The following is a 24,024-nucleotide window of genomic DNA, read 5'->3' as shown; positions in this document are numbered from 1 at the left end:
TTCGTGGGTTGAAATCAGCGAATCGATGCTTGTGGCGGATCGCCGTACTGGCGCAGTGCGGCTGCAATCTGCGCGTGCAGTTCGTCGTTGTTGCTGGCGGCCATGCCGAGATCGCGCAGCAGACCGTCGGACACACCGTAGACCCAGCCATGCACCGTGACGGCCTGACCGCGCGCCCAGGCATCCTGGAGCACGGTGGTCTGGCAGACGTTGTTGACCTGCTCGATCACGTTCAGCTCGCACAGGCGGGTATGCGCGTCGTCCTCGCGCAGCACGGTGCCCAGATAGCCCGCGTGCTTGTCGGCCACATCCTGCACGTGGCGCAGCCAGTTGTCGGCCAGGCCGACACGCTCGCGCTTGAGCGCTACCTTCACGCCGCCGCAGCCGTAGTGGCCCACCACGGTGACGTGGCGAACCTTGAGCACATCAACGGCGAACTGCAGCACCGACAGCGCATTCAGATCGCTGTGCGAAATCACGTTGGCGATATTGCGATGGACGAAGACCTCGCCCGGCGCCAGGCCAAGAATCTGGTTAGCCGGCACGCGCGAATCGGAACAACCGATCCACAGGTACTCGGGGGCCTGCTGGTTGGCCAGGCGCGTGAAGAAGGCCGGGTCTTCCGCGTTGACGCGGTCTACCCATTCGCGGTTGTTGCGGAACAGCTGGGCGATGGCGTCACTCATGCTGCCCTCCTTGGTTCTTCAGTTGCGGGGCCGGTTGCGCCGGACCCGTAGCGGTGGATGAAGCGTTCTTGGCTGTGGTACGCAAAAAAGTCATGGACATGGCCGGCCAGGAGCCGGTCTTTGTGGTGCTGCCACATCGCAGCGTCAAAGAAATCGGGGTGATGCCGCATGAAAGCGGCGCGCACACGCGGATCGCCCAGCAGGAATGTGCCGTAGGTCTCCGGGAAAATGTCGTGCGGACGTACGGTGTACCACACCTCGCCGGACATTTCCTCTTCCTCGTTGCGCGGGGCGGGCACGCGGCGGACGTTGCAGTCGGTCAGATACTCGATCTCGTCGTAGTCGTAGAAGACCACGCGGCCGTGGCGGGTTACGCCGAAATTCTTGTAAAGCATGTCGCCGGGGAAGATGTTCGCGGCGATCAGTTCCTTGACGGCGTTGCCGTATTCGAGGATGCCGTGATCCACCTGCTCGTCCGTTCCCTCCTGAAGCCAGATGTTCAGCGGCGTCATGCGGCGTTCGATATAGACATGGCGCACGACGATCTCGTCCTCGCCCTGCTTGCTGCGCTGGTACTCGATCATCGACGGCGCGTGCTGCTCCAGCTCGCGCACCAGCGCGTCGTCGAAGCGGGACAGCGGGAACGCCACATCGGAGTACTCGAGCGTATCGGCCATGCGGCCCACGCGGTCATGCTGCTTGACGAGCTGGTATTTCGATTTCACCAGTTCGCGCGTGGTCTCCTTCGGCGCCGGGAAGAAATCGCGGATCACCTTGAACACGTATGGGAACGACGGCAGCGTGAACACCAGCATCACCAGCCCCTTGATGCCCGGCGCGCTGATGAATTTATCCGACGAATGCTGCAGATGATGCAGGAAGTCGCGATAGAACAGGTTCTTGCCCTGCTTCTGCAAACCCAGCGAGGTATAGATCTCCGCGCGCGACTTGCGCGGCAGCAGGTCTCGCAGGAACGTCACGTAGGCCGACGGGATCTCCATGTCGACCATGAAGTAGGCGTGCGCGAACGAGAACAGGATCAGGATCTGCTCCCGGTGCAGCAGCACCGTGTCCAGCACGAGCTTGCCCGATGCCGCGTGAATGATCGGCACCACCAGCGGATAGGTATGGTCGCCGTTGATCACCCGGCCGATGACGAACGCGGTCTTGTTGCGGAAGAACAGCGACGACAGCGTATGCACCTGGAAATTCGGCGCGATGCGGAATTCGCCGAAGTGCTCGGTGATCGCGCGGGCCACATAGCCGGCATCCCGCTTGAGATCCTCGAACGGACGCTCGAGCTGGAAGTTGTTCACGATCCGCTCGAAGCAGGCCGCCATGCCCTCGCGGCTGCCCGGGTAGTAGGCGCGGTAGGTCGGCTTGATCGGCGACTCCTCGTTCTCGATGTACTCGGTCGAGATCGCGGGGCGCACGAAGATGAAATCGTTGTTGAAGTACGAGCGGTGCTGGATCCGCGTGAAGACCGAGTTGAAGAACGTCTCGGCCAGTTCGGGCTGGTGATGGTTCGTCAGCAGGCCGATGTAGTGCAGCTTGATCTGCTGCCAGATCTCGTCCTCGATGTCCTCCGCGTCGTACTCGTCCTGGAGCGTCACGATGGTCTCGTGCACGCGCTGGTTGTAGAACGCGATGCGGTCCCGTTGCAGTTGCTGCAGGCCATGCCAGTCACCGGCCTCGAAGCGCGCCTTGGCCTCGATGCTGACTTCGCGGAACAGCCGGTAGTGCTTGTCGAAGCCATCCAGCATGGTCCGTGCCACATCGTAGGCAATCTGCGACGAGAGCAGCTTGGGGAAGTGGGACATGGCTCGGAGGGCTCGAAGACTGTGAGAATCGGGCAGGCGGCGATGTTGAGATTGTAAAGGCGTTCGGTGCCGGCCCAATGGCGGCGCCGAACGCCTCATGAAGCACTTTTCTGTCGACTGAGCGGATTACATCGTTTCGGAGAACAATTCGCGGCCAATCAGCATGCGGCGGATCTCCGAAGTGCCCGCACCAATCTCGTACAGCTTGGCATCACGCCACAGGCGGCCGACCGGATATTCGTTGATGTAGCCGTTACCGCCCAGGATCTGCACCGACTCACCTGCCATCCACGTGGCCTTCTCTGCCGTGTACAGAATCACTGCGGCGCAGTCCTTGCGGACCTGGCGCACGTGGTCCGTGCCCAGCGAGTCCAGGTTCTTGCCCACGGTGTACAGATAGCTGCGCGCGGCCTGCAGCGTGGTGTACATGTCGGCCACCTTGCCCTGGATCAGCTGGAACTCGCCAATGCTCTGGCCAAACTGCTTGCGATCATGGATGTACGGCGTGATCACGTCCATGCAAGCCTGCATGATGCCGACCGGGCCGCCCGACAGCACGGCGCGCTCGTAGTCCAGGCCGCTCATCAGCACCTTGGCGCCACCATTCTCGGCCCCGAGGATGTTCTCGACCGGCACTTCCACGTCCTGGAACACCAGTTCGCCAGTGTGCGAACCGCGCATGCCGAGCTTGTCCAGCTTCTGGGCCACCGAGAAGCCCTTCATGCCCTTCTCGACGATGAAGGCGGTCATGCCGCGCGCGCCCAGGTCCGGCTCAGTCTTGGCGTAGACCACCAGCACGTCGCAGTCCGGCCCGTTCGTGATCCACATCTTGGTGCCGTTGAGCACGTAGCGGTCACCCTTGAAATCGGCGCGCAGCTTCATGCTGACCACATCCGATCCGGCGTTCGGCTCGCTCATGGCCAGCGCGCCGATCCATTCGCCCGAAACCAGCTTCGGCAGGTACTTCGCCTTCTGGGCCGCCGTGCCGTTGCGGTGGATCTGGTTCACGCACAGGTTCGAATGGGCGCCGTACGACAGGCCGACCGACGCCGACGCGCGGCTGATTTCCTCCATCGCGATCATATGGGCCAGGTAGCCCATGTTGGCGCCGCCGTACTCCTCGGCCACCGTGATGCCCAGCACGCCCAGGTCGCCCATCTTCCGCCAGGCATCCATCGGAAACTGGTCGGTCCGGTCGATCTCCGCGGCGCGCGGTGCCAGTTCGGCCTGCGCCCAGTTGCGCACCGATTCGCGCAGCATCTCGATGTCTTCGCCAAGGTCGAATTTCAGGCCGGGTAGTTCGGTCATGGTGGTGTCTCCTGTTGGTTCGATGGGTTCGATGAGGTCGGTGTCGGCTATTTTATTGACGTTTACGTAAACGTCAATTAGAAGTCGTATGGTGTGCCGCCGGGGCGGCAATCTCAGGCTGTGGGAGTCTTGTTGCCCGCGTTCTTCGCATGTTGGGCAGCCAGCAGCGCCTGGCACTGACGCTCGTGCTGATCGATCTCGGCAAGCTGCGCCTGCAGGTCTTCCAACTGGCGCTCAAGCGTGCCACGGTGGCCGGCCAGGAGATGCAGGAAGCGCTCGAGTTGGGGAGCGGTATCGCGCGGAGACTCGTACAGATCCAGAATTTCGCGGATCTCATTGAGAGTAAGCCCTAACCTCTTGCCACGCAGCGTCAGCTTCAACCGGGTGCGCTCACGGTTGTTGTAGACACGCCGCCGGCCGCTCGGCCCTTCGCGATCAGGCGCCAGCAGGCCCTGGTCCTCGTAGAATCGTATCGCGCGCGGTGTAATGTCGAACTCGCGCGCGAGTTCGGTAATCGTGTAGGTAACGGTTGTTGGCTGAGCCGACATGGTGCGTCCGGAAAAAGTGAACGATCGTTCGTTGCGCAATCAAGTTTTCGTCTAAGATGACGAACAAGCAGAGCGAATTGACGTTAACGTTAGCGTCAAGTCTAGCGCCTTATAACGACCAGAGACAGCCCCATGAACGCACTCGAACACCAGCTCCAATACCCGTTTGGCGAAACCATGCCCGAACCGGGCACCCGGCAGGAAGTCGCACCTGGCGTGTACTGGCTGCGCATGCCGCTACCGTTCGCGCTGGACCACATCAACCTCTGGCTGCTGCGTGACCGCATCGACGGGCGCGACGGCTGGACGATCGTGGACTGCGGCATCACCAACGACACCATCAAGGCGCACTGGGAAACCATTTTCGCCAACGAACTCGAAGGCCTGCCCGTGCTGCGCGTGCTGGTCACGCACTGCCACCCCGACCACGTCGGCCTGGCGCACTGGCTCTGCAAGCACTGGGATGTGCGGCTGTGGATGAGCCTGGGTGACTACATGTCGGCGCGCGTGATGGCCGGCGGCTCGGGCGTCGGCTCGAACGCGGGCGGCGACTTCGCGGCCAGCCACTTCGCCCGTCACGGCATGGTCGATCCCGACAACCTCGAAAAGCTGCGGGCCCGCAAGAGCTACTACCCGTCGCTGGTGCCAGACCTGCCCACCCAGTACCGCAGACTGATGGATGGCGACACGGTCAAGATCGGGGCGGACCCGGCCACCGCGTCGTGGCGCGTGATCACCGGTTACGGCCATGCGCCGGAGCACGTTGCGTTGTTCAACCCGGCCACCAACGTGCTGATTTCCGGCGACATGGTGCTGCCGCGTATCTCGACCAACGTCAGCGTGTTCGACATGGAGCCGGAAGCCAATCCGCTGCAGCTCTACCTGGACTCGCTCAGCAAGTACGAAGGCCTGCCGAAGGATGTGCTGATCCTGCCGTCGCACGGTCGTCCGTTCCGCAATCTTCACACTCGCATCAACCAGCTTCGCGAACACCACGTCGATCGTCTGGCCGAAACGCTGGCCGCGTGCGCGGAAAAGCCCTGCAACGCGCACGACATCGTCAGCGTGATCTTCCGTCGCCAGTTCGACATTCACCAGCTCACGTTTGCGATCGGCGAGGCGCTGGCCCACCTGCACGCGCTGTGGCACCGCGGCGAGCTGGTGCGCGTGGTAGGTGACGACGGGGTGATCCGGTTCAAGAAGGCGGGCTGATCAGAAGCCCTGGGCCAATGACCTGAGGTAGCGCGCGCCGGCCACGGCGCGGCTGCCGTACCACGACAGCATCTCTCCATCGACCAGCAATACCGGCTTGCCGATCTGCCGCTCCAGCGCATCGGCATGATCCTCGGTAAAGCGATAGGGTTCGGTCGACAACAGCACGGCATCCAGCTCGCGCACTAGCGCGTCGCTCCAGCGGAAGGTCGGATAGCGCTCGCCCGGCGCGTTCGGGCGGCTGCAGTCGCCGTCAACGCAGGCGGCCGGCGTGTCCGACGTATCTGCGTCATCGGGCCACGTCGCCCAGTTCACCAGCGCCAGCATCCGGCTGATATAGGTCGCGCGCGACACCGTCATCCAGGGGTCTTGCCAGATCGCATAGAGCACGCGCCGGGCCGGCCAGGTTTGCGCCTGGATGGCATCGAGTTCACCGCGTAACTGCCCCACCAGCGCTTCGGCTTGCGGCCGGCGGCCGAAGATGCCGCCCAGCAGCCGGTAAAGCGCGAAGTTGTCTTCTGGCGCACACGGATGGGTGACGATCACGTGCGGCACGAAGGTGCGGATTTCGTCGACGGTCTCCCGACGGTTTTCATCGATATTGACCACCACGTGCGTCGGAGCCCGTGCGCGCAGGCGATCGAGCTTCACATCCTTGGTGCCGCCGACCTTGGCAACGGCGCGCACTGCCGGCTCCGGATGAATGCAGAAGCCGGTACGCGCCACAAGCTGGTCAGCCAAGCCGAGATCGAACAGCAGTTCGGTGATCGATGGCACGAGCGATGCGATACGGACATCGCCGGATGCCGCCTCATGTACCTGCCCGCCTGCGTCGGTCCACATCATGCGTCCCGGGGGCGGCGCGGCTTGCGCGGCGCGCGCGCGAACAGCGCGTCGTAAAGCCAGCGCGGCATCAGGTGCAGCAGCGAAGCCACAACACCCATCTGCCAGGGGATCACCGCGAAGCGGCTGCCTGCGGCAATTCGCCGCACCGCTTTTTGGGCGAACACCTCGGCATCCATCAGGAATGGCATCCGGTACGGGTTGTGCGACGTCATTGGCGTGCGGATGTAACCCGGTGCAATCGTCACCACGCGAATCTTCTCGTGCGCCTGTTCGAGTCGCAGGCTCTCCAGCAGCTTGATCACCGCCGATTTCGATGCACTGTAGGCCCCGCCGCCGGGCAATCCCCGCACCCCGGCCACGCTGGCGATGCCGACCAGCGTGCCACGCCATCCGTCGGGTCCGGGTGGCTGCTCGCGCATCGGCCCGAGGAACGGCTGAAACGTAGTCAGCGTGCCGAACCAGTTGGTGTCCATGACCGTGCGGAACACCTCCAGATCCTCGCGCTCGCTGGCCACCGTACCCACCGAGACGCCCGCGTTGGCGATCACGACGTCGGGACAGCCCACGTTCGCAAGGAAATCGGCGGCCGCGGCCCCCATGGCGTCGACATCGCGAACGTCCACGGCATAGACGCGCACGGCGTCGGGATTGGGCAGCGTGCCCGCGAACGCCCTGAGCGCATCCTCGCGCCGGCCGACCAGGCCAAGCGTGGCGCCCTGCTCCGCGTACGCGCGTGCCAGCGCCTGGCCAATGCCGCTGGAGGCGCCGGTGATAAAGATTTTCTGTGGTTGCATCGCGTCAATATAGCGAAGTCGGAGATTCCAAAGCAGAACGGCCCGGCGCACCACATGGTACGCCGGGCCGTCGTCGGTCAAGTCGCGGCGATCAGAGCTTCTTGTCGCGCACGCCCGTGACCAGGAAGTCCATGGCCTGGATGGCGCCAGCCTTGGTGCCTGCGATCGAAGGCGAGGTCTCGTACTTGCCCTGCACCACCACGGTCGGCACGCCGTCGATCTTGTAGGCGTCGGCGATCTTGTTGGCACGTTGCGAGTTGGTAGTCACCGAGAACGAGTTGTAGGTGTCCAGCCACTGCTTCTTGTCGATGCCGTTCTGGGCCATGAAATCGGCGATTTCGTCGGTGGTCAGCATGCGCTTGCGCTGCTTGTGGATCGCGTCGAACACCTTGGTGTGCATCGCGTCCAGCTTGCCCATGGCTTCCAGCGCATAGAAGATCTTCGTGTGGGGCAGCAGGTCGTCGCGGAACGCCACCGGCACGCGCTTGAACACCACGTCCTTGCCCTGCTTCTTGACCCACGCCTCGAGCTCGGGCTCGAAGTCGTAGCAGTGCGGGCAGCCGTACCAGAAGAACTCGGTCACCTCGATCTTGCCGGCCGGCACGGGCTGCGGCGATTTCAGGACCGTGTAGTCCTTGCCTTCCGTCGGCGCGGCCATGGCGGCGGGCGCGGTCATCAGCAGGCCGCTGACAGCGGCAACGGTGGCAAGCAGTGCGGCGATTTTCTTCATGTTCGAAGGGCCTTCCGGTTTATCGAGGGTATGCAAGGGTACAGCGAAGCAGCGGATTGCGTTGTCCAGCGCCCGGCCGGGCCCGGATCTCAGGCTATGACCACGGCGGCGGCGCGCGGTTCACCGCCTGCCGCCGCGAACCTGTTACTGCTTGGTAAAGCGGATCACCGAGGCTTCGAAACCGGCCGATTGCAGGCGGTCACGTGCGCGGTTCATGTCGTCGATGCGGTTGAACGGTCCCAGTCGAACGCGATACATCTTCACGCCGTTGACATCGCGATCCGTCACCTTGGCCTCGAAACCCTGCATGGCCAGGTTGGCTTTCTGACGATCGGCGTCATCCTGCGACCGGAACGCCCCTACCTGCAGCAGGTATCCCACCTTGTTGGCATCGGCCTGGGCAATCTCCGCGATCGGGTCGGCCACCGGCTTCTCGGCCGGACGCGCGGCAGGCTTCTCCGGGGTCTTGCCGGCAACGGTGGAACTGGCGGCGGCGCTGGTGCCGGTGCCGGCATCGGCCGGACGGGTGGTCGCCACCGGGGGCTGCGGCGCGGGCTGGCCGGGCTGCGCCTGTTCGGGCTGGCCCACCGGCTTGGCCGGCGTCTTGCTCCAGAGCGGCCGGTTCGGGTCCGACGGCTCCTCGGGCTGCTGCGCCTGTTGCGTCGGGCTCGGCAAGGTGCTGACCACATTGCCAGGCTCGCTGGGACGCGGGGCCGGGGCACTACTGCCGCCCTTCTGCTGGAACGGCGCAGGAGACTTGGTGATGTACAGCGCCACCACCACGGCAATGGCCAGGCCGACGATCAACCCGAGCACTAGGCCCAGGAACGTGCCGCCACGCTGCGTCTTGGTATGGCGGACGGTGCGCGGGGCGCGCTTGGCAATCTGTTGCATGAAGTCCTCTTCGGTGATGCCGGGGATTATAGAGCCAGACCCATGACGCACGGCTTCAGATTCGTCGCAAATTGTCGACTGCCGGCCGCCGATGCCATGGGCTGGCGGGTGGTGCGTCAACCCACCACCCCTACCACGATCAGGCCGGAGCCGCTTCGCGGTCCATGCGCTGCGGTGCCGAAACACCGATCACCGCCAGGCCGTTCTTGAGCACCTGGCGCGTGGCGGCCAGCAGCGCCAGCCGCGCGCGCTTGACCGTCTCGTCGTCCACCAGAACGCGGTCGGCGTTGTAGAACGCGTGGAAATCGCCAGCCAGGTCGCGCAGGTAGAAGGCCACGGCGTGCGGGGCCAGTTCGCTGGAGGCAGCGGCCAGCATGTCGGGGAACTCGGCCAGACGGCGGCCCAGCGCGATCGCCTGCGGGCTCACGTCAGCAGCCGTCACGGCGGCCAGGTCCACGCTGGCCAGCTCGCCCAGCCGCGCTTCCCAGTCCGCGCCGCCCCAGGCCTCGAAAATCGAGCAGATGCGGGCGTGCGCGTACTGGACGTAGTACACCGGGTTCTCGTCGTTCTGCTTCAGCGCCAGGTCCACGTCGAACACGAACTCGGTGTCGGCCTTGCGCGACAGCAGGAAGAAGCGCACCGCGTCGCGGCCGCGCGTGAAGTGCGCGGGCCAGTCGGCCACGCCTGCTTCCAGGCAACCGCGGATCGTCTCTTCGCCGCCGTTGCTCCATTCGATCAGGTCGCGCACGGTCACGTACGAGCCAGCGCGCTTGGAGATCTTCACCTCCTCGCCGTTCTTCATGACGGTGACCATCTTGTGCAGCACGTAGTCGGGGTAGCCCTGCGGAATGCCGATGTCCAGGCCCTGCAGGCCGGCACGCACGCGGGCGATGGTGCCGTGGTGGTCGCTGCCCTGCACGTTGATGACCTTGGAGAAGCCGCGTTCCCACTTGGTGGTGTGGTACGCCACGTCCGGCACGAAGTACGTGTACGTGCCGTCGCCCTTCTTCATGACGCGGTCCTTGTCGTCGCCGTCGTCGGTGGTGCGCAGCCACAGCGCGCCTTCGCTCTCGTACGTCTTGCCCTTGGCGATCAGCGACTGCACGGCGGCTTCCACGCGGCCATCGCTGTACAGCGATGATTCCAGGTAGTACCGGTCGAACTTGACGCCAAACGCCTGCAGGTCGATGTCCTGCTCATTGCGCAGGTAGGTCACCGCGAACTTGCGGATCGACTCCAGATCCTCGATGTTGCCCGAGGCAGTCACCGGCTCGCCGTCCGAGGCGGACACGGTCTTGCCGGACAGGAAATCGGCCGCGATATCGGCGATGTAGTCACCGTTGTAGGCGGACTCGGGCCAGCCGGCGTCACCTGGCTTCAGGCCGCGCGCGCGGGCCTGTACCGAGATGGCCAGCGTATGGATCTGCACGCCGGCGTCGTTGTAGTAGAACTCGCGATGGACCGACCAGCCCTGCCAGGCCAGCAGGTTCGCCAGCGCATCGCCCAGCGCGGCCTGGCGGCCGTGGCCCACGTGCAGCGGCCCGGTCGGGTTGGCCGAGACGAACTCCACCAGCACCTGGCCATGCTCGCCGACCGGACGCGCGCCGTAGCGGTCGCCATCGGCCAGCACGGCACGCAGGACTTCCGCGCGGGCCTCGGGGCTCAGGCGCAGGTTGATGAAGCCCGGGCCGGCGATCTCAAGCGCGGCCACGAGCGCGGTCGCGCGCGGATCGGCCTTGACTGCGTCGACGACCTTCTGCGCCAGTTCGCGCGGATTGGTCTTGAGCGACTTGGCCACCTGCATGGCGATGTTGCAGGCCAGGTCGCCGTGGGCGGCCGCCTTGGGTCGCTCGAATGTCACCGCGGGCAGGTTGGCATCGGCGGGGGCGAGCGCACGCACGGCATCCGTGAACGCGGCGGCAAGTTGGGAGGTCTGAACAGGCAGCATGGATATCTGGGCCCTGAGGCTGGGGTGCTTCCGGCCATGCGTCGGCAAGTGAACGCCGCGCCGCGTGACCGGCAGTGGAAATCGGGAAACGCGGAATTTTATCAGGTGCTATGCTGACATCATGCGGATGGCCTGTACGCCCTGCGCCAGACACCGCCACTCGTGAAAGGAACCACTATGTTGATCACCTTCAAATCCCACGCGGCGCAAGACCTGATCATGATGAAGGATCTTGCCATTACGCTGCTTGGCATCATCGGCAAGCATCTGGGCGAGCGCGGGGTGATCAAGGCCGACGAAATGCCGGCGGCAATCCGAAAGCTCGAAGCCGCCGTCCAGGACGCCAAGAAAGTCCACCCGGCCGAAGCCACCGTCCACCCCGGCAAGGATGACGAGCGCGAAGAGGAACCGCTCCATCTGGGCCAGCGCGCCTATCCGTTCCTCGACATGCTGCGTGAGTCCGTCAAGGAAGGCGCGGATGTGATGTGGGGCGTCTGACCCACTGACGCCCCCTCGGGGCGCCACCATCGCTGGCGCCCTGCTCCACCTTCGTCCGGCGACACCGTGCCGCCGGTCTCCACACGCCCTGCCCCAGAAAGCCGTTTGAAAGGTTCTGCGACATCCGGTCGTCGCACACGAAAAAGCGCCCGGCTGCCGCAGGGCGACCGGGCGACCCGGACCAGGGATTGGTATCCGGGAAGGGGGGTTACTGCGGAAAAGCGCGCGGCAGCGGCCTGCCGCGCGCCTTCCGGCTTCGTTTCCTTGGAAGCAGCTTCAACATGAAGCGAAGCGGTTCTGGCCAGGGTGAAGCAGGAGTTTCGGCTCGCTTGCGAGCCACCTGCGGAACGACGCCAGAATCGCTTTGAAACAGCTTCTTAGTCGTCGCTACGTCGGCCGCCGGCCAGCAGCAGGCCGACGAACGCGCCAACCAGCGCGGCAATCCCCACCGCCATCAGCGGGGATTCCACCACGCGCTGACGGCCGTGGTCGACGGCATCGTCAACATGCACACGCGCCCAGTCCACGCCGTCCCGGCCACGCTCGCGCAGCCGTTCGGCCAGATCCTGCGCACGGTCACGCAGTCGGCGCCCCGCCGCCAGGCTTTCCGCCGAACCCTCACGCGCCAGCACGTCGATCGTTTGCTGAAGCTGCCCGATCAATGCCTTGACGTCCTCCGACACCGGGCCGGCGGCATCGCGTGCCGCGTCGCGGGTGTCGCGCGCGGCATGGCGGATCTGCCGGACCGCTGCGTCAGCGCTGTCGTGCAGGTGGTTGATTTCCTTGCGAACCTTGGGGTTTTGCGTGAGCATGGGATCTCCTGTTTCCGGACGTGGGGCGACTTACCGTCGGCGCACCAGGCCCATTACAAACGTTACGATTGCCACCACCAGGAATATCAAGAACAGGATCTTGGCAATTTCTACCGCGCCGGCGGCAATGCCGCCGAATCCGAAGATCGCCGCGATCAGGGCAACAATAAAGAAGACGAGTGCGTAGTACAGCATGTCCAGCCTCCCTCGGATGATGGGCACGCCGAAAGTGGCGCGTCCGGCTTGCACCACGGCGCGCAAGCTCATAGCCTCATCGTAGGGTTCGCTCGCCAGAGCAGGCACCGAATCCAGACCGATTCCCATGTCAGCCAAGTCCTACAGCGCACCGCGCGCCACACCGGGTGCGAGACCGGCCGGGCCACGGCTACGATTGACCCCGCCCCCTCAATGTGATGCGATGGTCGCCCATCGGGCCGCCGCGCACCTGGAAACGGTCTTCTAACCGGTAATTCTCAATGGCCAAGCATTCCCTACTCGTGCGAAACACACTGCTGCTGGTCAGCGGCATCATGCTGACGCTGGCCGTACTGATCGCATCCGAGACCGGCAACCAGCGCCTGCGCGAGGGATACACCGAGGCAATCCGTTCGCAGCAGCTTCAGAACGACCTGGGCGACCTGATCGGCGAACTCGTCAATGCCGAGGGCGGCCAGCGCGGCTTCCTGCTGACCGGAAAGGACAGCTACCTCGACCCGTACTACAAGGCGCTGCCCCGCATCAACGAACTGATGTCGCGCATCCGCCAGCACTACGCGGACGATCCGGAAGGCCTGCGTCAATTCGGCGAGGCATCCCAGTTCGTGACGCGCAAACTCAACGAGATGGCACTGACGCTGGTCTACGGCAAGCGCGACTTCGACGTGGCGCTCGACATGGTCCGCACCGACTTCGGCAAGCAGACCATGGAGAATGCGCGGCGCGGTCTCGAGCATCTGCAGGTGCGCGAGTCGGGCACGGTCACGCACAATCTCGAAGCGGCCGAGCATGACCTGCAACTGTCGCGCTACGGCATTGGGCTGCTCACGGCCATCAACATCGCATTGATGGTGACGCTCGGCATGGGCCACGCGCGCCGCATGGCGATGGCCGATGCCACCCGGGCCGAACTGGAAGAGGAAAGCGCGCGGCTCGACCGCAAGGTGCGCGCCCGCACGCGCCAGCTGTCCGCCCTGGCCGCTCACCTGCAACGCGTGACCGAAGACGAGAAGACGCGCCTGGCGCGCGAGCTGCACGACGAACTCGGCGCCATCCTCACCGCCATCAAGCTGGATCTGCACTGGGTGCGGATGCGCGTGCAAGACACGCATCCGGAGGCGCGCGACAAGCTGACGCGCGTGATGCAGCACGCGGACCAGGCCATCCAGATCAAGCGACAACTGATCGAGGACCTGCGTCCGACCGTGCTGCTGAACCTGGGCCTGCGCGAGGCCATCGTGCAGCTGGTGGAGGACGTCGGCACGCGCAACCAGTGGGATACCGCGCTGGACCTGCCCGAGACGCTGCCAAGACTGAATGACCCTGCTGCCATCGCGCTGTACCGCATCGTGCAGGAATCGCTGACGAATGCCAGCAAGTACGCGGAGGCCAAGCAGGTGTCAGTAACCCTGGCGTGCACGACCGAACATCTGGTGCTGACCGTGCGCGACGACGGCCGTGGCCTGCCTCCCGACTTCGACGCTGGCAGCATTGCCGGCCATCACGGCCTGCTCGGCATGGAGCAGCGCGTACTGGCGCTGGGCGGCACAATGCAGGTGGATTCCTCGCCGGGACACGGCGTGACGATCCGCATCGAGGTGCCGCTGACCGCGGCGGTGCTGGCGCAGGAAGAGCCGGCCGAGTGAGGGGAAGATATGAAGGCGCTGATCCAAGGGCACCGGAACAGGTGACGCAGGAATGAACGTCGACGTCAGGGCGTCGACATCGCGTAGTCCTCGATCACCCGGAACACCTGCTCCATTTCGAGTGACTTGTCGAAGAAATAGTCCGCGCCGGCTTCGGCGCACTGGCGCCGGTACATCGATACCTGCGCATGGTTCGTGTAGACGATGCGGATGCCCGGGAACCGCGCCTTCTGCATCTCGCGCAGCACATTGATGCCGTTGCCCTGACGCAGTTGCAGATCGACGATCGCCACGTGATAGGCCCCGGCTGCGGCCAGCCCCACCGCCTTGCTTTCCGTATCGGCCCAATCCACGGCTTCCACGAACGGGAACGCGGTCAGGTACTCCATCAACATGCTCCGAATCACGGCCGAGTCCTCGATCAGGAGGACGCGCAGTGGTCGGGGTATGGAGGCAGTGGGCTGCTCCGGCATGGTGCGATGATGGTTCCGAGAATTGAGCGATTTATGGATGCCTGCGTAGAGGCGCTATCAAAATGCAGCGACGCGGTTCTGGCTAGGCGGGGGCCGCAGACAGTACAAGTCGCACGGCAAGGCCCCGCAACGACGCCAGAATCTTTTTGATAGCGCCTTTTACTCCACCAGGCCGTTCTTGATGGCGTAGTACGTCAGATCGGCATTAGTCTTCATCCCCATCTTCTCCAGGATGCGTGAACGATAGGTACTCACCGTCTTGACGCTCAGGAACAGTTCGTCAGCGATGACCGAGACGGATTGCCCGCGCGACAGCTTGCAGAAGATCTGGAACTCGCGCTCGGAGAGGGTGCGGTGCACGGGCTGATCGGTGGGCTTGTCCAGTCCGCCGATCAGCAGGTCGGCCACGGTCGGGCTCACGTAACGTCGTCCCTGGGCAACGGTGCGGATCGCCTTGACGAGGTCGTCCGGCGCCGACTCCTTGGTCAGGTAACCGGATGCTCCCGCACGTATCAGATTGATGGCGTACTGGTCTTCCGGATAGGTCGACAGGATCAGCACAGGCAAGGCAGGCAGTCTCTGTCGGATCAGCTTCAGCACGTCGATGCCATTCCGATCCGGCATGGAAATGTCGAGCACGAGCACGTCGAACTCGCGGTCGCGCAACTGCGCCATCACTTCGTCGCCGCTGCCAGCTTCGCCCGTCACCTCGATGTCAGGCTCCTCGGCAATGAACTGGCGCAGACCTGCACGCACGATCTCGTGATCGTCGGCGATCAGGACGCGAATCATCTGTGTCTCCACGGTGAAGGATGGCCCGGCTTCGGATGGATGGACCGGGCCGGCTTTTTTGCATTGTAGTGCTGCCGCGCGGCCAAATATGTCAGTCTCAGGCTGACATGTCCGGAAGGATACCTGCCCCCACGCGCGCTGTCGGAAATGCACAACGGGCGCACAAGGCGCCCGTTGCCGGTTTGTCGAGGTCTGTCGCGGTCTGTCGACAGTGGGAGCTGGGGCAGTCTGGAGGGGCCCGCCCCGGCACCTGACAGGATTACTGCATCTTCGTACCGGCCTGACCACCCGCGCTGGCACTGGATTCGCTGGTTTCGCCCTTCTTGGATTTGCCCTTGGCTTGCTTGCCCTGATGGCCCTTCGGCACGTCCATCTGGGCGCCGGTACCGCCGTCGGCCGAGGCCCCAGGCGTCACCGCACCACCGGAAGCGTTGACCGATGCGCCGGTGCCGGTTTGCAGGGACGGTGCGTTCACCGCGGCACCGACGCCGGCCTGTGTGCCGGCACTTCCGGCGGTGGCTCCAGTGCCTTGCGCCATCGCAAGCGACGAGGCGGCGGCAATCGACAGGGCGGACAGCGAGATCAGCAGCTTGTTCATGGAAGACTCCTTTACTGGAATGCCCCGCAGCGAAACATTCGCCGCGGCATTCACGCGGTGTCACGTGAACTGAGGCCCAGTCTATGGACTCGCTCCACTCGCTTCTGTGAGGACTTGTAATGCCCTGTAAGCAGAGGTGAGGACATTGCCGCTACAAATCGGCACGATTCGACGCGATTCGGCACAGCGCGCCATGCGAGGGCATCGCGGGCCTGCCCCCAACCATCAACGGCTGACGCCGAGTATGAAAAAAGCCGGGATGCCACGCGCGCGCGGCATCCCGGCTCTTGCACCTGGTTACAGCTTCTACAGGTTCGGCGCCAGTGCGCGTTCGAGCGTAAGACGGTCCTCACCGCGACGGGCCACCATATCGTCGAGCTGGTCCTGACCGATCTTGCCGATGCTGAAGTAGGTCGAGTCCGGATGCGACAGGTAGAAGCCGCTCACCGATGCCGCCGGCGTCATGGCCAGCGCCTCGGTGATGCCCATGCCGATATCGGCAGCATCGAGGAACGTGAACATCGGCGCCTTGACCGTGTGCTCCGGGCAAGCCGGATAGCCGGGTGCCGGACGAATACCGCGATACGCTTCGGCGACGAGCTGATCATTGCTCAGCGACTCCGCGGCGTCGTAGCCCCAGAGATCCTTGCGCACGCGCTCGTGCAGGCATTCGGCGAACGCCTCGGCCAGACGATCGGCCAGCGCCTTGAGCATGATGGCGCTGTAGTCGTCGTGGTCGGCCTCGAACTGCGCCTCCTTCTTGTCCACGCCAATCCCCGCCGTGACCGCGAACAGGCCAATGTAGTCGGCCACGCCGCTCGACTTCGGCGCGATGAAATCGGCCAGGCAGCGGTTCGGGCGACGCACGCCATCCACCACCGGACGCTCGCTCTGCTGGCGCAGGTTGTTCCAGGTCAGCGCGACCTTGCTGCGCGACTCGTCGGTATAGATCTCGATGTCGTCGTCATTGACCGTATTGGCCGGCAGCAGCGCCATCACGCCGTTGGCCGTCAGCCAGCGTCCCTGGATCAGGCGAGCCAGCATGCTCTTGCCATCCGAGAAGACGCGTCGCGCCGATTCGCCGACGATCTCGTCGTTGAGGATGTCCGGGAATTTGCCGGCCAGATCCCAGGTCTGGAAGAACGGCCCCCAGTCGATGTAGTTGGCCAGTTCGGACAGATCGTAGTTGCGGAACAGGCGGCGGCCGATGAACTTCGGCTTCGGCGGCACATAGGTGCTCCAGTCGATCTGCGTCTTGTTGGCGCGCGCCTGCGCCAGCGACACCATCGGCGTGGCCTTCTTGTTGGCGTGCTGCGTGCGAATGCGGTCGTAGTCGGACTTCAGCTCGTCCAGGTACTTCGCCGCGCCTTCGTCAGACAAGAGATTCGACGCCACGCTGACCGAGCGCGAGGCATCGGGCACATAGACCACCGGGCCTTCATAGTTCGGCGCGATCTTGACCGCGGTATGCACGCGCGATGTAGTGGCACCGCCGATCAGCAGCGGAATCTTCTTCACGCGGAAGTAGTCGTCGCGCTGCATCTCCGAGGCAACGTAGGCCATTTCCTCGAGCGACGGTGTGATCAGGCCGGACAGCCCGACGATGTCCGCCCCCTCGACCTTGGCGCGCGCCAGGATCTCGTTGCACGGCACCATCACGCCCATGTTGACCACTTCGAAGTTGTTGCACTGGAGCACCACCGACACGATGTTCTTGCCGATGTCGTGCACGTCGCCCTTCACGGTGGCGATCACGATCTTGCCGCGCGCGCGCACGTCGCCGCCGGCCTCGGCCACCAGGCGCTTTTCTTCCTCGATGAACGGCAGCAGATGTGCCACGGCCTGCTTCATCACGCGGGCGCTCTTCACCACCTGCGGCAGGAACATCTTGCCCGCGCCAAACAGGTCGCCAACAATGTTCATGCCATCCATCAGCGGCCCCTCGATCACCTCGATGGGGCGGCCACCGCGCGCCGCGATCTGCTGGCGCACTTCCTCGGTGTCCTCGACGATGAACGTGGTGATGCCGTGCACCAGCGCATGCGCCAGGCGATCACCCACTGGCACCGGTTGCTCGGGCGTGCCACGCCAGGCCAGGTTCTCTTCCCGCTTCGTGCCACCGCCCTTGAAGCGGTCGGCGATCTCCAGCAGGCGATCGGTGGCGTCGTCGCGACGGTTCAGCACCACGTCTTCCACACGCTCGCGCAATTCCGGGTCGAGCTGGTCATACACGCCCAGCTGGCCAGCGTTGACGATGCCCATGTCCATGCCCGCCGCGATCGCGTGGTACAGGAACACGGTGTGGATCGCCTCGCGCACCACGTCGTTGCCGCGGAACGAGAACGACACGTTCGACACCCCGCCGCTGACCTTGGCGTACGGCAGGTTCTGCTTGATCCAGCGCGTGGCTTCGATGAAGTCCACCGCGTAGTTGTTGTGCTCCTCGATACCGGTGGCCACCGCGAAGATGTTCGGATCGAAGATGATGTCCTCGGGCGGGAAGCCCACTTCGTTTACGAGGAAGTCGTAGCTGCGCTTGCAGATCTCGGTCTTGCGCTCGAACGTGTCCGCCTGGCCCTTCTCGTCGAATGCCATCACCACGCTGGCCGCGCCATAACGGCGGATCTGCGTGGCGTGGTGGCGGAACTGCTCCTCGCCTTCCTTGAGCGAGATCGAGTTCACCACGGCCTTGCCCTGCACGCAGCGCAGGCCCGCCTCGATCACGTCCCACTTCGACGAATCGATCATGATCGGCACGCGCGCGATGTCCGGCTCAGACGCGATCAGATTCAGGAAGCGCACCATCGCCGCCTTCGAATCGAGCATCGCCTCGTCCATGTTGATGTCGATGATCTGCGCGCCGTTCTCCACCTGCTGGCGGGCCACCGCCAGGGCTTCGTCGAACTGGCCGTTCAGGATCATGCGGGCGAATGCCTTCGAACCGGTGACGTTGGTACGCTCGCCAACGTTGACGAACAGCGTGTCGTCGTCGATCGTGAACGGTTCCAGACCGGACAGGCGCATCGGACGCGGGGGCAGGTTTTGCTGGCTCATGATTTCTGTTCTCTTGCGTGCGATGGCTTCAGGCGGCCGATTGTGCGGTGTCTTCGCGATACTGGCCGGGCCAGGCGCGTGGCGTCTTGTTGGCCACGCTCTTGGCGATGGCAGCGATGTGATCGGGCGTGGTGCCACAGCAGCCGCCCACCAGGTTCACCAGGCCGGATGCCGCGAACTCCTCCACCAGCGCGGAGGTCACCTCGGGCGTTTCATCAAAGCCGGTGTCGCTCATCGGATTGGGCAGGCCGGCGTTCGGGTAGCACGACACCGCGGCATCGCACACCTTGGCCAGTTCGGCGATGTACGGGCGCATCAGCGTAGCGCCAAGCGCGCAGTTCAGGCCGAATGTGACGGGCTTCGCGTGGCGCAGGCTGTTCCAGAACGCCTCCACGGTCTGACCGGAGAGAATGCGGCCCGAGGCATCGGTCACGGTGCCCGAGATCATCACCGGCACGCGCTCGCCGGTGTCCTCGAACAACTGGTCGATCGCGAACAGCGCGGCCTTGGCGTTGAGCGTGTCGAAAATTGTCTCGACCAGAAACACATCGGCCCCGCCTTCGAGCAGGGCCTTGCCCTGTTCGTAGTACGAATCGCGCAGTTCCTCGAAGGTGACGTTGCGCGCGCCCGGGTCGTTGACATCCGGGCTGATGCTGGCTGTCTTCGGCGTCGGGCCGAACGCGCCGGCCACGAAGCGCGGCTTGTCCAGCGTGCTGTACTTGTCGCACGCGGCACGCGCCAGGCGGGCGGCCTCGACGTTCATCTCGTACGCGAGGTCGGCCATCTTGTAGTCTTCCTGCGCCACGCGCGTGGCGCCGAACGTGTTCGTCTCGATCAGATCGGCACCGGCGGCCAGGTACTGCTCGTGAATCTCCGTGATGACCTGCGGACGGGTCAGGAGCAGCAATTCGTTATTGCCCTTCACGTCGATCCGATGGTCAGCGAAGCGCGTGCCCCGATAGTCAGCTTCCGTGAGCTTGTAACGCTGGATCATCGTGCCCATCGCGCCGTCGAGAATCAGAATGCGGTTGCGCAGCAGCTTCGGCAGGCTGGCGGCCCGGGTGTAGGGGCGTGGTTGGGATTGGGCGGCGCTCATGGTGGGGCTCGATCTTCGATGCGACGGCGGAGCCGCGCAGTTTGTGACAATTCAGAACCGGCGATTTTATCAGGTAGATCAAGGCATTGCGGCGGTCAGGGACTTGCCCTGCCACTTTGATGGCCGGGTGTCGGCCCGGGTGTCGGCCCGGGTGTTGGGCCAGTTGTCAGCAACCGGCCGCGCGCCTACACTGAGAGACGCATTCGTCACGCTTATCCGCACCATGCAAACCCTCAGCCCCAACGACGCCCGGACCTTGCTCGAAGGCGAGCCCGATGCACTGTTCATCGACTGCCGCAGCGAGATGGAATACCTGTTCGTCGGTCATCCCCGCGGGGCGCACAACGTTCCCTGGAACGACGGCCCCGACTGGGAAGTCAATCCGCACTTCGTGCAGGCGGTAAAAAAACTGGCCGGGCAAGCCTCGGCCCGCCCGGTCGTGCTGATCTGCCGCAGCGGCAACCGGTCGTCCGCAGCCGCTCGCGCGCTGGAAGGCGCCGGATTCGCCACTATCTACTGCGTACTGCATGGATTCGAAGGCGACCTCGACGCCCAGCGCCATCGCAACACGGTCAACGGCTGGCGTCACGACGGGCTACCCTGGGAACAGTATTGATCTGATTTCGCGACTTCTGAGAAGACAGCAACGCCCGCATAAGCGGGCGTTTGTTTTTGGAAGCGGACAAACGGTCTACCGCCGCCGCGCCTCCCGGTGTGATGCGACGCGCCAGTGGTCAGTGCATGACCAGCGGGTTGTTCATCACCGTATCGAATTTGCCGAGAAACTCGTCGACTTCTTCCACGGAGGGTTCGCTCTCGATCAAACGCGTCACATCGGCGCGGAAGGTCTCGGCCATCAGGCCACCGAGGAAAATTTCGCGTTTCAGATTCTTGTCGACGATCTCGTAACCGCCCGAGGCAAGGGTCGCATGCTCGACGTCTGCTCCAAACTCGACAATGCAGTAATTGTCGCTGTTGTAGATCATTTGCATCGCACTTTCCTCCTGGCATAGTTAGCGGCAACTCCGCGCATTGCTGCGCTCCCGGCACAAGGCCTGTGGAATTGACGCGATTTCCTCTCCAAGCTGAGGGTAGTCGCCCGTAATTCAAGTTGTACGACCGGGCGGACCTTGTCGTGCCATTGCTGCCCTCTTACATTGGGCATCGGCGCAGCCTGCAAGTTTCTTGAGCGCCGTGCACTACTGTGTTGCGATATTTCCAATGGCGTTACGGAATATCACACTGGCCGCCACAAGCCGCGTGTCCCAGGAACGCGTCGAAGATCGCATGGAAGCGTTCCGGTTGTTCGATGAATGACAGGTGCGCCGCGTCCGGCAGCACTTCCAGCCTTGAACCGTGAATCTCATTGGCGATGGCTTCGGCGATCGACACCGGCGAGCCCTCGTCCTTGTCGCCGACCACCACCAGCGTCGGACAGTGAATCCGGGAGATCGCGCGGGCCAGATCGAAGGCTTCGATCGCCTGCGCTACACCAACATAGCCGCGCACCGGTGTTTCCAGCAACATTTTCCTGATTCTCTCGACGATTTCTGGGTGCCGCTCGCGGAACGGTGCGGTCAGCCACCGATTCAACGTCGACTCGACGGTCCCGCGCATGCCATGCGCTTCCACCTGTCCGATCCGGTCGGCCCACATCGCCCGGGCTTCCAGCGGCGTGTGGTGAATCGTGTCCACCAGCGTCAGCGACAACAGCCGCTCCGGATGGCGCACGCCCAACGTCTGCGCCACCATGCCGCCCACCGACACCCCACAGAAGTGGGCCTGCGCGATATCGAGTTCGTCCATCAGCGCCACCACGTCGTCGGCCAGCCGCGCCATGGTGTAGGCGCCCACCGGCGCATCGCTACCACCATGGCCCCGCATGTCGAAACGCAGCACGCGATAGCGTGCGGCAAGGTGCCGCGCGGTGTCATCCCACAAAGTCAGATTCGCACCGAGCGCATGGGCCAGGATCACCCAAGGGCCTTCGGCACCATCGACGCGCACTTGCAAATGCACATCCCCGACCTGAAGCCGGTTCGTTTGCGACGCGGTCGATGCGGAAGTGTCAGACATATGTCAGTCTCCGTACGGTCATGGCGCCACCCACCGGCTCCCAAGGCGCATTCGTCAATGTGTCTCACTACTACGATAGACGAGATCGATCTGAGTGCCATCAGGCTCCGTCTGACGCAGACGCGCCGGCATCCAGTTCAGGGACGGCGCCAGCCAGATTTCCACCTTGCGTTTGTCGTTCGGGTGGCGCGGCAGGCGCACGAAGTGCTTCGTGCGCACCCTGTCGATACCGATATCAATGTCCTGTTCGCCAACGTACTGCACCTGCATGACTTCCACTTCCCGCGTGTCGGACACGTTGAACGTCTCCGTCACGCCCGGGGTCGCGTAGCGCTGCGGATCGCCCCGCGCCCACCCAACCAGTTGCAGGAACACGCTGAAGCGGTCCTGGAATGCTGACGGCATTGGCACCTGTCCGCCACGCGTTTCAAACACCACTGTGCCTGCCGTGCGATCAAAGCGGGCGACTTCGACCTTGCTGCGCCGGGCTTCCTCGTAACGGGTGGGATTCAATCCCCCGTCGCTTATGTCGCCCGTGCTCTGGAACGCGAAGCGGAACCAGAGCACGCGGGTTTCCACCGCCAGCCGGTAGTGCTGACCGTCCTGCTGCCACGTGATCCGGCCATCGGGGTTCTGCACGCCGTTGACGAAACTGGCGTAGCGCAGCACCACCGACGGCGGTGCGTCGTACCTGGGCGCGGGCGGGCTCGGTGGGGCGGCTGGGGTTGCCGGCGTCACTGCGGGCGGCGCGGCCGCCGCCGATCCCTCTCCGCCTGATCCGGTGGTTGCCGCGGTCTGGCCGCTTTCCGCCGTGGCGAGTGCCGGCGCGGACTCCGGTGGCGCAGGTTTTGGCGGTGTTGAAGGGGCTGGCGGTTGCGGCGCCGGTCGTGGCGCGGGCACGGGCGGAGGAGGCGCCGGCGGAGCCGGTGGCTTGGGCGGCGGCAGCAGGATGGCGCTGAGCGTAGGGCTCGGCTCGATATCGGGCAGGCTCGGCGCCGGCGCATGAACCAGACGCAGCAGCGCCAGCAAATGGGCGGCCACCACCAACAGAATGACCACAATCCATCTGCGACGGCGCTGCCACCAGCTCAGCATGCCGCCCCGCGACCGACTACGAGGTTTGACCGGTTTGTCCGGCCCGTTGGCTGCCGTCAAGGTAACCGAGTTCCGAAGAGATTTGCCGGGCGATATCGCGCACGCGCCGATCCACCATACCGCCCCATTCTGCATCGAATACGCTCTGCGCGCCGAGCACGATCAGCGCCATCGCCAGATGGCCATTCGCGTCGAACACGGGCGTGGAGATCGCATTGATGCCCGGCAACACCCCGCCGCGCGTGCGTGCCGCGCCGTGCTCTCGCACGTCCGCGCAGATCGCGTCATATTCGTCCAGCGATACGGGCATGTCAGGCAGTGGGACGGTGCCACGCGTGGCCAGTTCCCGCTCGATCAGCGGCAGCGTCTGGCGGCGCGACAGATAAGCCCCATAAAGGCGGCCCGTGGCCGAGTTGAGCATCGGCATGACGTCACCGAGCCGCAGGCTGGCGCTGACCGGATGGCTCGATTCCTCCCAGTGGACGATGGTCGGCCCGTGGTTGCCCCACACGGCGATACCGGCGGTCTGGTCGATCTCGTCACGCAGCTGCGACAGGATCGGGCGCGCCTTGCGTACCGGGTCGAGCCGGTTCAGCCCGGCCAGGCCAAGCTGCAGCGCGAACGGGCCAAGGTCGTAGCGCTGGCTCACGGTGTCCTGCGTCACGGCGCCCAGCCGCTGGAAGCTGACCAGATAGCGGTGCGCCTTGGCCGGACTCATGTCCGCCGCCGCGGCCAGGTCGCGCAGCATCATCGCGCGCGGCGACGCGGCCAGCGCCTGCAGCAACCGGAATCCCACCTCGATGGACTGGATGCCGGCACGCCTGGTGTCGTCGGCAATATCGTCCCGGGTATCGTCGTCTTCGGCTGCGGTCATGCGTTCCT

The 24,024-nt window shown here is 64.4% G+C and carries 24 protein-coding genes; 4 read left to right on the top strand and 20 right to left on the bottom strand.

Annotated features, from left to right (window positions below):
* Positions 1–14 precede the first annotated feature (14 nt).
* From can to K6G35_RS00520, 4 genes are all read right to left on the bottom strand, one after another.
* A complete protein-coding gene (can, locus tag K6G35_RS00535) occupies positions 15–686 on the bottom strand; it encodes a carbonate dehydratase (RefSeq protein ID WP_008642880.1) in 672 nt (223 codons plus the stop codon).
* Complete coding sequence (aceK, locus tag K6G35_RS00530; RefSeq protein ID WP_008642882.1) at positions 683–2,506, bottom strand: bifunctional isocitrate dehydrogenase kinase/phosphatase; 1,824 nt, start codon at positions 2,504–2,506, stop codon at positions 683–685. The genes can and aceK overlap by 4 nt, the downstream gene beginning before the upstream one ends.
* 126 nt (positions 2,507–2,632) lie before the next feature.
* Entirely contained in the window at positions 2,633–3,814 is a 1,182-nt protein-coding gene (locus tag K6G35_RS00525; protein ID WP_008642884.1) for an isovaleryl-CoA dehydrogenase, read from the bottom strand.
* Between the two features lie 113 nt (positions 3,815–3,927).
* Positions 3,928–4,362 carry a MerR family transcriptional regulator gene (locus K6G35_RS00520; RefSeq protein WP_286880176.1) on the bottom strand — a complete coding sequence of 145 codons (435 nt, stop codon included), beginning with the start codon at positions 4,360–4,362 and terminating at the stop codon, positions 3,928–3,930.
* 132 nt (positions 4,363–4,494) lie between these two features.
* Here K6G35_RS00520 and K6G35_RS00515 point away from each other — a divergent pair, with 132 nt between their 5' ends.
* Entirely contained in the window at positions 4,495–5,574 is a 1,080-nt protein-coding gene (locus K6G35_RS00515) for an MBL fold metallo-hydrolase (protein WP_286880067.1), read from the top strand.
* Here K6G35_RS00515 and K6G35_RS00510 read toward each other — a convergent pair whose 3' ends face one another.
* The 5 genes from K6G35_RS00510 to argS form a co-directional block, all read right to left on the bottom strand.
* A complete protein-coding gene (locus tag K6G35_RS00510; protein WP_008642887.1) occupies positions 5,575–6,417 on the bottom strand; it encodes a helical backbone metal receptor in 843 nt (280 codons plus the stop codon).
* On the bottom strand, positions 6,417–7,214 hold the full coding sequence (locus tag K6G35_RS00505; protein WP_035881244.1) for an SDR family oxidoreductase: 798 nt from the start codon (positions 7,212–7,214) through the stop codon (positions 6,417–6,419). The genes K6G35_RS00510 and K6G35_RS00505 overlap by 1 nt, the downstream gene beginning before the upstream one ends.
* Positions 7,215–7,305: 91 nt before the next feature.
* Positions 7,306–7,944: a thiol:disulfide interchange protein DsbA/DsbL gene (locus K6G35_RS00500; RefSeq protein WP_008642890.1), complete on the bottom strand. Its 639-nt coding sequence runs from the start codon at positions 7,942–7,944 to the stop codon at positions 7,306–7,308.
* Between the two features lie 144 nt (positions 7,945–8,088).
* Entirely contained in the window at positions 8,089–8,838 is a 750-nt protein-coding gene (locus K6G35_RS00495) for an SPOR domain-containing protein (protein WP_495675981.1), read from the bottom strand.
* Positions 8,839–8,977: 139 nt separating this feature from the next.
* Positions 8,978–10,786, bottom strand: a complete 1,809-nt coding sequence (gene argS / locus K6G35_RS00490; RefSeq protein ID WP_035881242.1) for an arginine--tRNA ligase — start codon at positions 10,784–10,786, stop codon at positions 8,978–8,980.
* Between the two features lie 177 nt (positions 10,787–10,963).
* Here argS and K6G35_RS00485 point away from each other — a divergent pair, with 177 nt between their 5' ends.
* Positions 10,964–11,284 (top strand): DUF1840 domain-containing protein, encoded by a 321-nt coding sequence (locus K6G35_RS00485; RefSeq protein WP_008644542.1) that lies wholly within the window; start codon positions 10,964–10,966, stop codon positions 11,282–11,284.
* Positions 11,285–11,661: 377 nt separating this feature from the next.
* Here the strand turns inward: K6G35_RS00485 and K6G35_RS00480 are convergent, their stop codons facing one another.
* Together K6G35_RS00480 and K6G35_RS00475 are read right to left on the bottom strand one after the other, a co-directional pair.
* Positions 11,662–12,096: an ElaB/YgaM/YqjD family protein gene (locus K6G35_RS00480; RefSeq protein WP_008644541.1), complete on the bottom strand. Its 435-nt coding sequence runs from the start codon at positions 12,094–12,096 to the stop codon at positions 11,662–11,664.
* 30 nt (positions 12,097–12,126) lie between these two features.
* Entirely contained in the window at positions 12,127–12,291 is a 165-nt protein-coding gene (locus K6G35_RS00475) for a DUF1328 domain-containing protein (RefSeq protein ID WP_008644540.1), read from the bottom strand.
* Positions 12,292–12,572: 281 nt separating this feature from the next.
* Between K6G35_RS00475 and K6G35_RS00470 the strand changes: the two genes are divergently transcribed.
* On the top strand, positions 12,573–13,958 hold the full coding sequence (locus K6G35_RS00470; protein WP_008644539.1) for a CHASE3 domain-containing protein: 1,386 nt from the start codon (positions 12,573–12,575) through the stop codon (positions 13,956–13,958).
* Positions 13,959–14,023: 65 nt separating this feature from the next.
* On the opposite strand, the gene K6G35_RS00465 is transcribed toward K6G35_RS00470, so the two are convergent.
* The 5 genes from K6G35_RS00465 to K6G35_RS00445 form a co-directional block, all read right to left on the bottom strand.
* Entirely contained in the window at positions 14,024–14,431 is a 408-nt protein-coding gene (locus K6G35_RS00465) for a response regulator (RefSeq protein WP_011515012.1), read from the bottom strand.
* 159 nt (positions 14,432–14,590) lie between these two features.
* Positions 14,591–15,223, bottom strand: a complete 633-nt coding sequence (locus K6G35_RS00460) for a response regulator (RefSeq protein ID WP_008644536.1) — start codon at positions 15,221–15,223, stop codon at positions 14,591–14,593.
* Between the two features lie 259 nt (positions 15,224–15,482).
* Positions 15,483–15,821: a hypothetical protein gene (locus K6G35_RS00455; protein WP_035881240.1), complete on the bottom strand. Its 339-nt coding sequence runs from the start codon at positions 15,819–15,821 to the stop codon at positions 15,483–15,485.
* A 306-nt stretch (positions 15,822–16,127) separates the two neighbouring features.
* The gene (gene metH, locus K6G35_RS00450; RefSeq protein WP_008644531.1) at positions 16,128–18,875 is read right to left on the bottom strand and encodes a methionine synthase; all 2,748 of its coding nucleotides are present in this window, start codon (positions 18,873–18,875) and stop codon (positions 16,128–16,130) included.
* A 28-nt stretch (positions 18,876–18,903) separates the two neighbouring features.
* The gene (locus tag K6G35_RS00445; protein ID WP_008644530.1) at positions 18,904–19,971 is read right to left on the bottom strand and encodes a homocysteine S-methyltransferase family protein; all 1,068 of its coding nucleotides are present in this window, start codon (positions 19,969–19,971) and stop codon (positions 18,904–18,906) included.
* A 223-nt stretch (positions 19,972–20,194) separates the two neighbouring features.
* Between K6G35_RS00445 and K6G35_RS00440 the strand changes: the two genes are divergently transcribed.
* Complete coding sequence (locus tag K6G35_RS00440; protein WP_008644527.1) at positions 20,195–20,587, top strand: rhodanese-like domain-containing protein; 393 nt, start codon at positions 20,195–20,197, stop codon at positions 20,585–20,587.
* Between the two features lie 118 nt (positions 20,588–20,705).
* Here the strand turns inward: K6G35_RS00440 and K6G35_RS00435 are convergent, their stop codons facing one another.
* The 4 genes from K6G35_RS00435 to K6G35_RS00420 all read right to left on the bottom strand — a co-directional run bounded on the left by K6G35_RS00435 (position 20,706) and on the right by K6G35_RS00420 (position 24,016).
* Complete coding sequence (locus K6G35_RS00435) at positions 20,706–20,963, bottom strand: BTH_I0359 family protein (protein ID WP_008644526.1); 258 nt, start codon at positions 20,961–20,963, stop codon at positions 20,706–20,708.
* Between the two features lie 235 nt (positions 20,964–21,198).
* On the bottom strand, positions 21,199–22,047 hold the full coding sequence (gene pcaD, locus K6G35_RS00430) for a 3-oxoadipate enol-lactonase (protein WP_035881239.1): 849 nt from the start codon (positions 22,045–22,047) through the stop codon (positions 21,199–21,201).
* Between the two features lie 54 nt (positions 22,048–22,101).
* Positions 22,102–23,106, bottom strand: a complete 1,005-nt coding sequence (locus K6G35_RS00425; protein WP_051705297.1) for a DUF3108 domain-containing protein — start codon at positions 23,104–23,106, stop codon at positions 22,102–22,104.
* 52 nt (positions 23,107–23,158) lie between these two features.
* Positions 23,159–24,016 carry an IclR family transcriptional regulator gene (locus K6G35_RS00420; protein WP_035881237.1) on the bottom strand — a complete coding sequence of 286 codons (858 nt, stop codon included), beginning with the start codon at positions 24,014–24,016 and terminating at the stop codon, positions 23,159–23,161.
* Positions 24,017–24,024 lie beyond the last annotated feature (8 nt).

This window comes from Cupriavidus sp. HY129, assembly GCF_059492215.1.
Note: the sequence above shows the minus strand (reverse complement) of the source record. Positions and strands in the feature narration are given on the sequence as shown.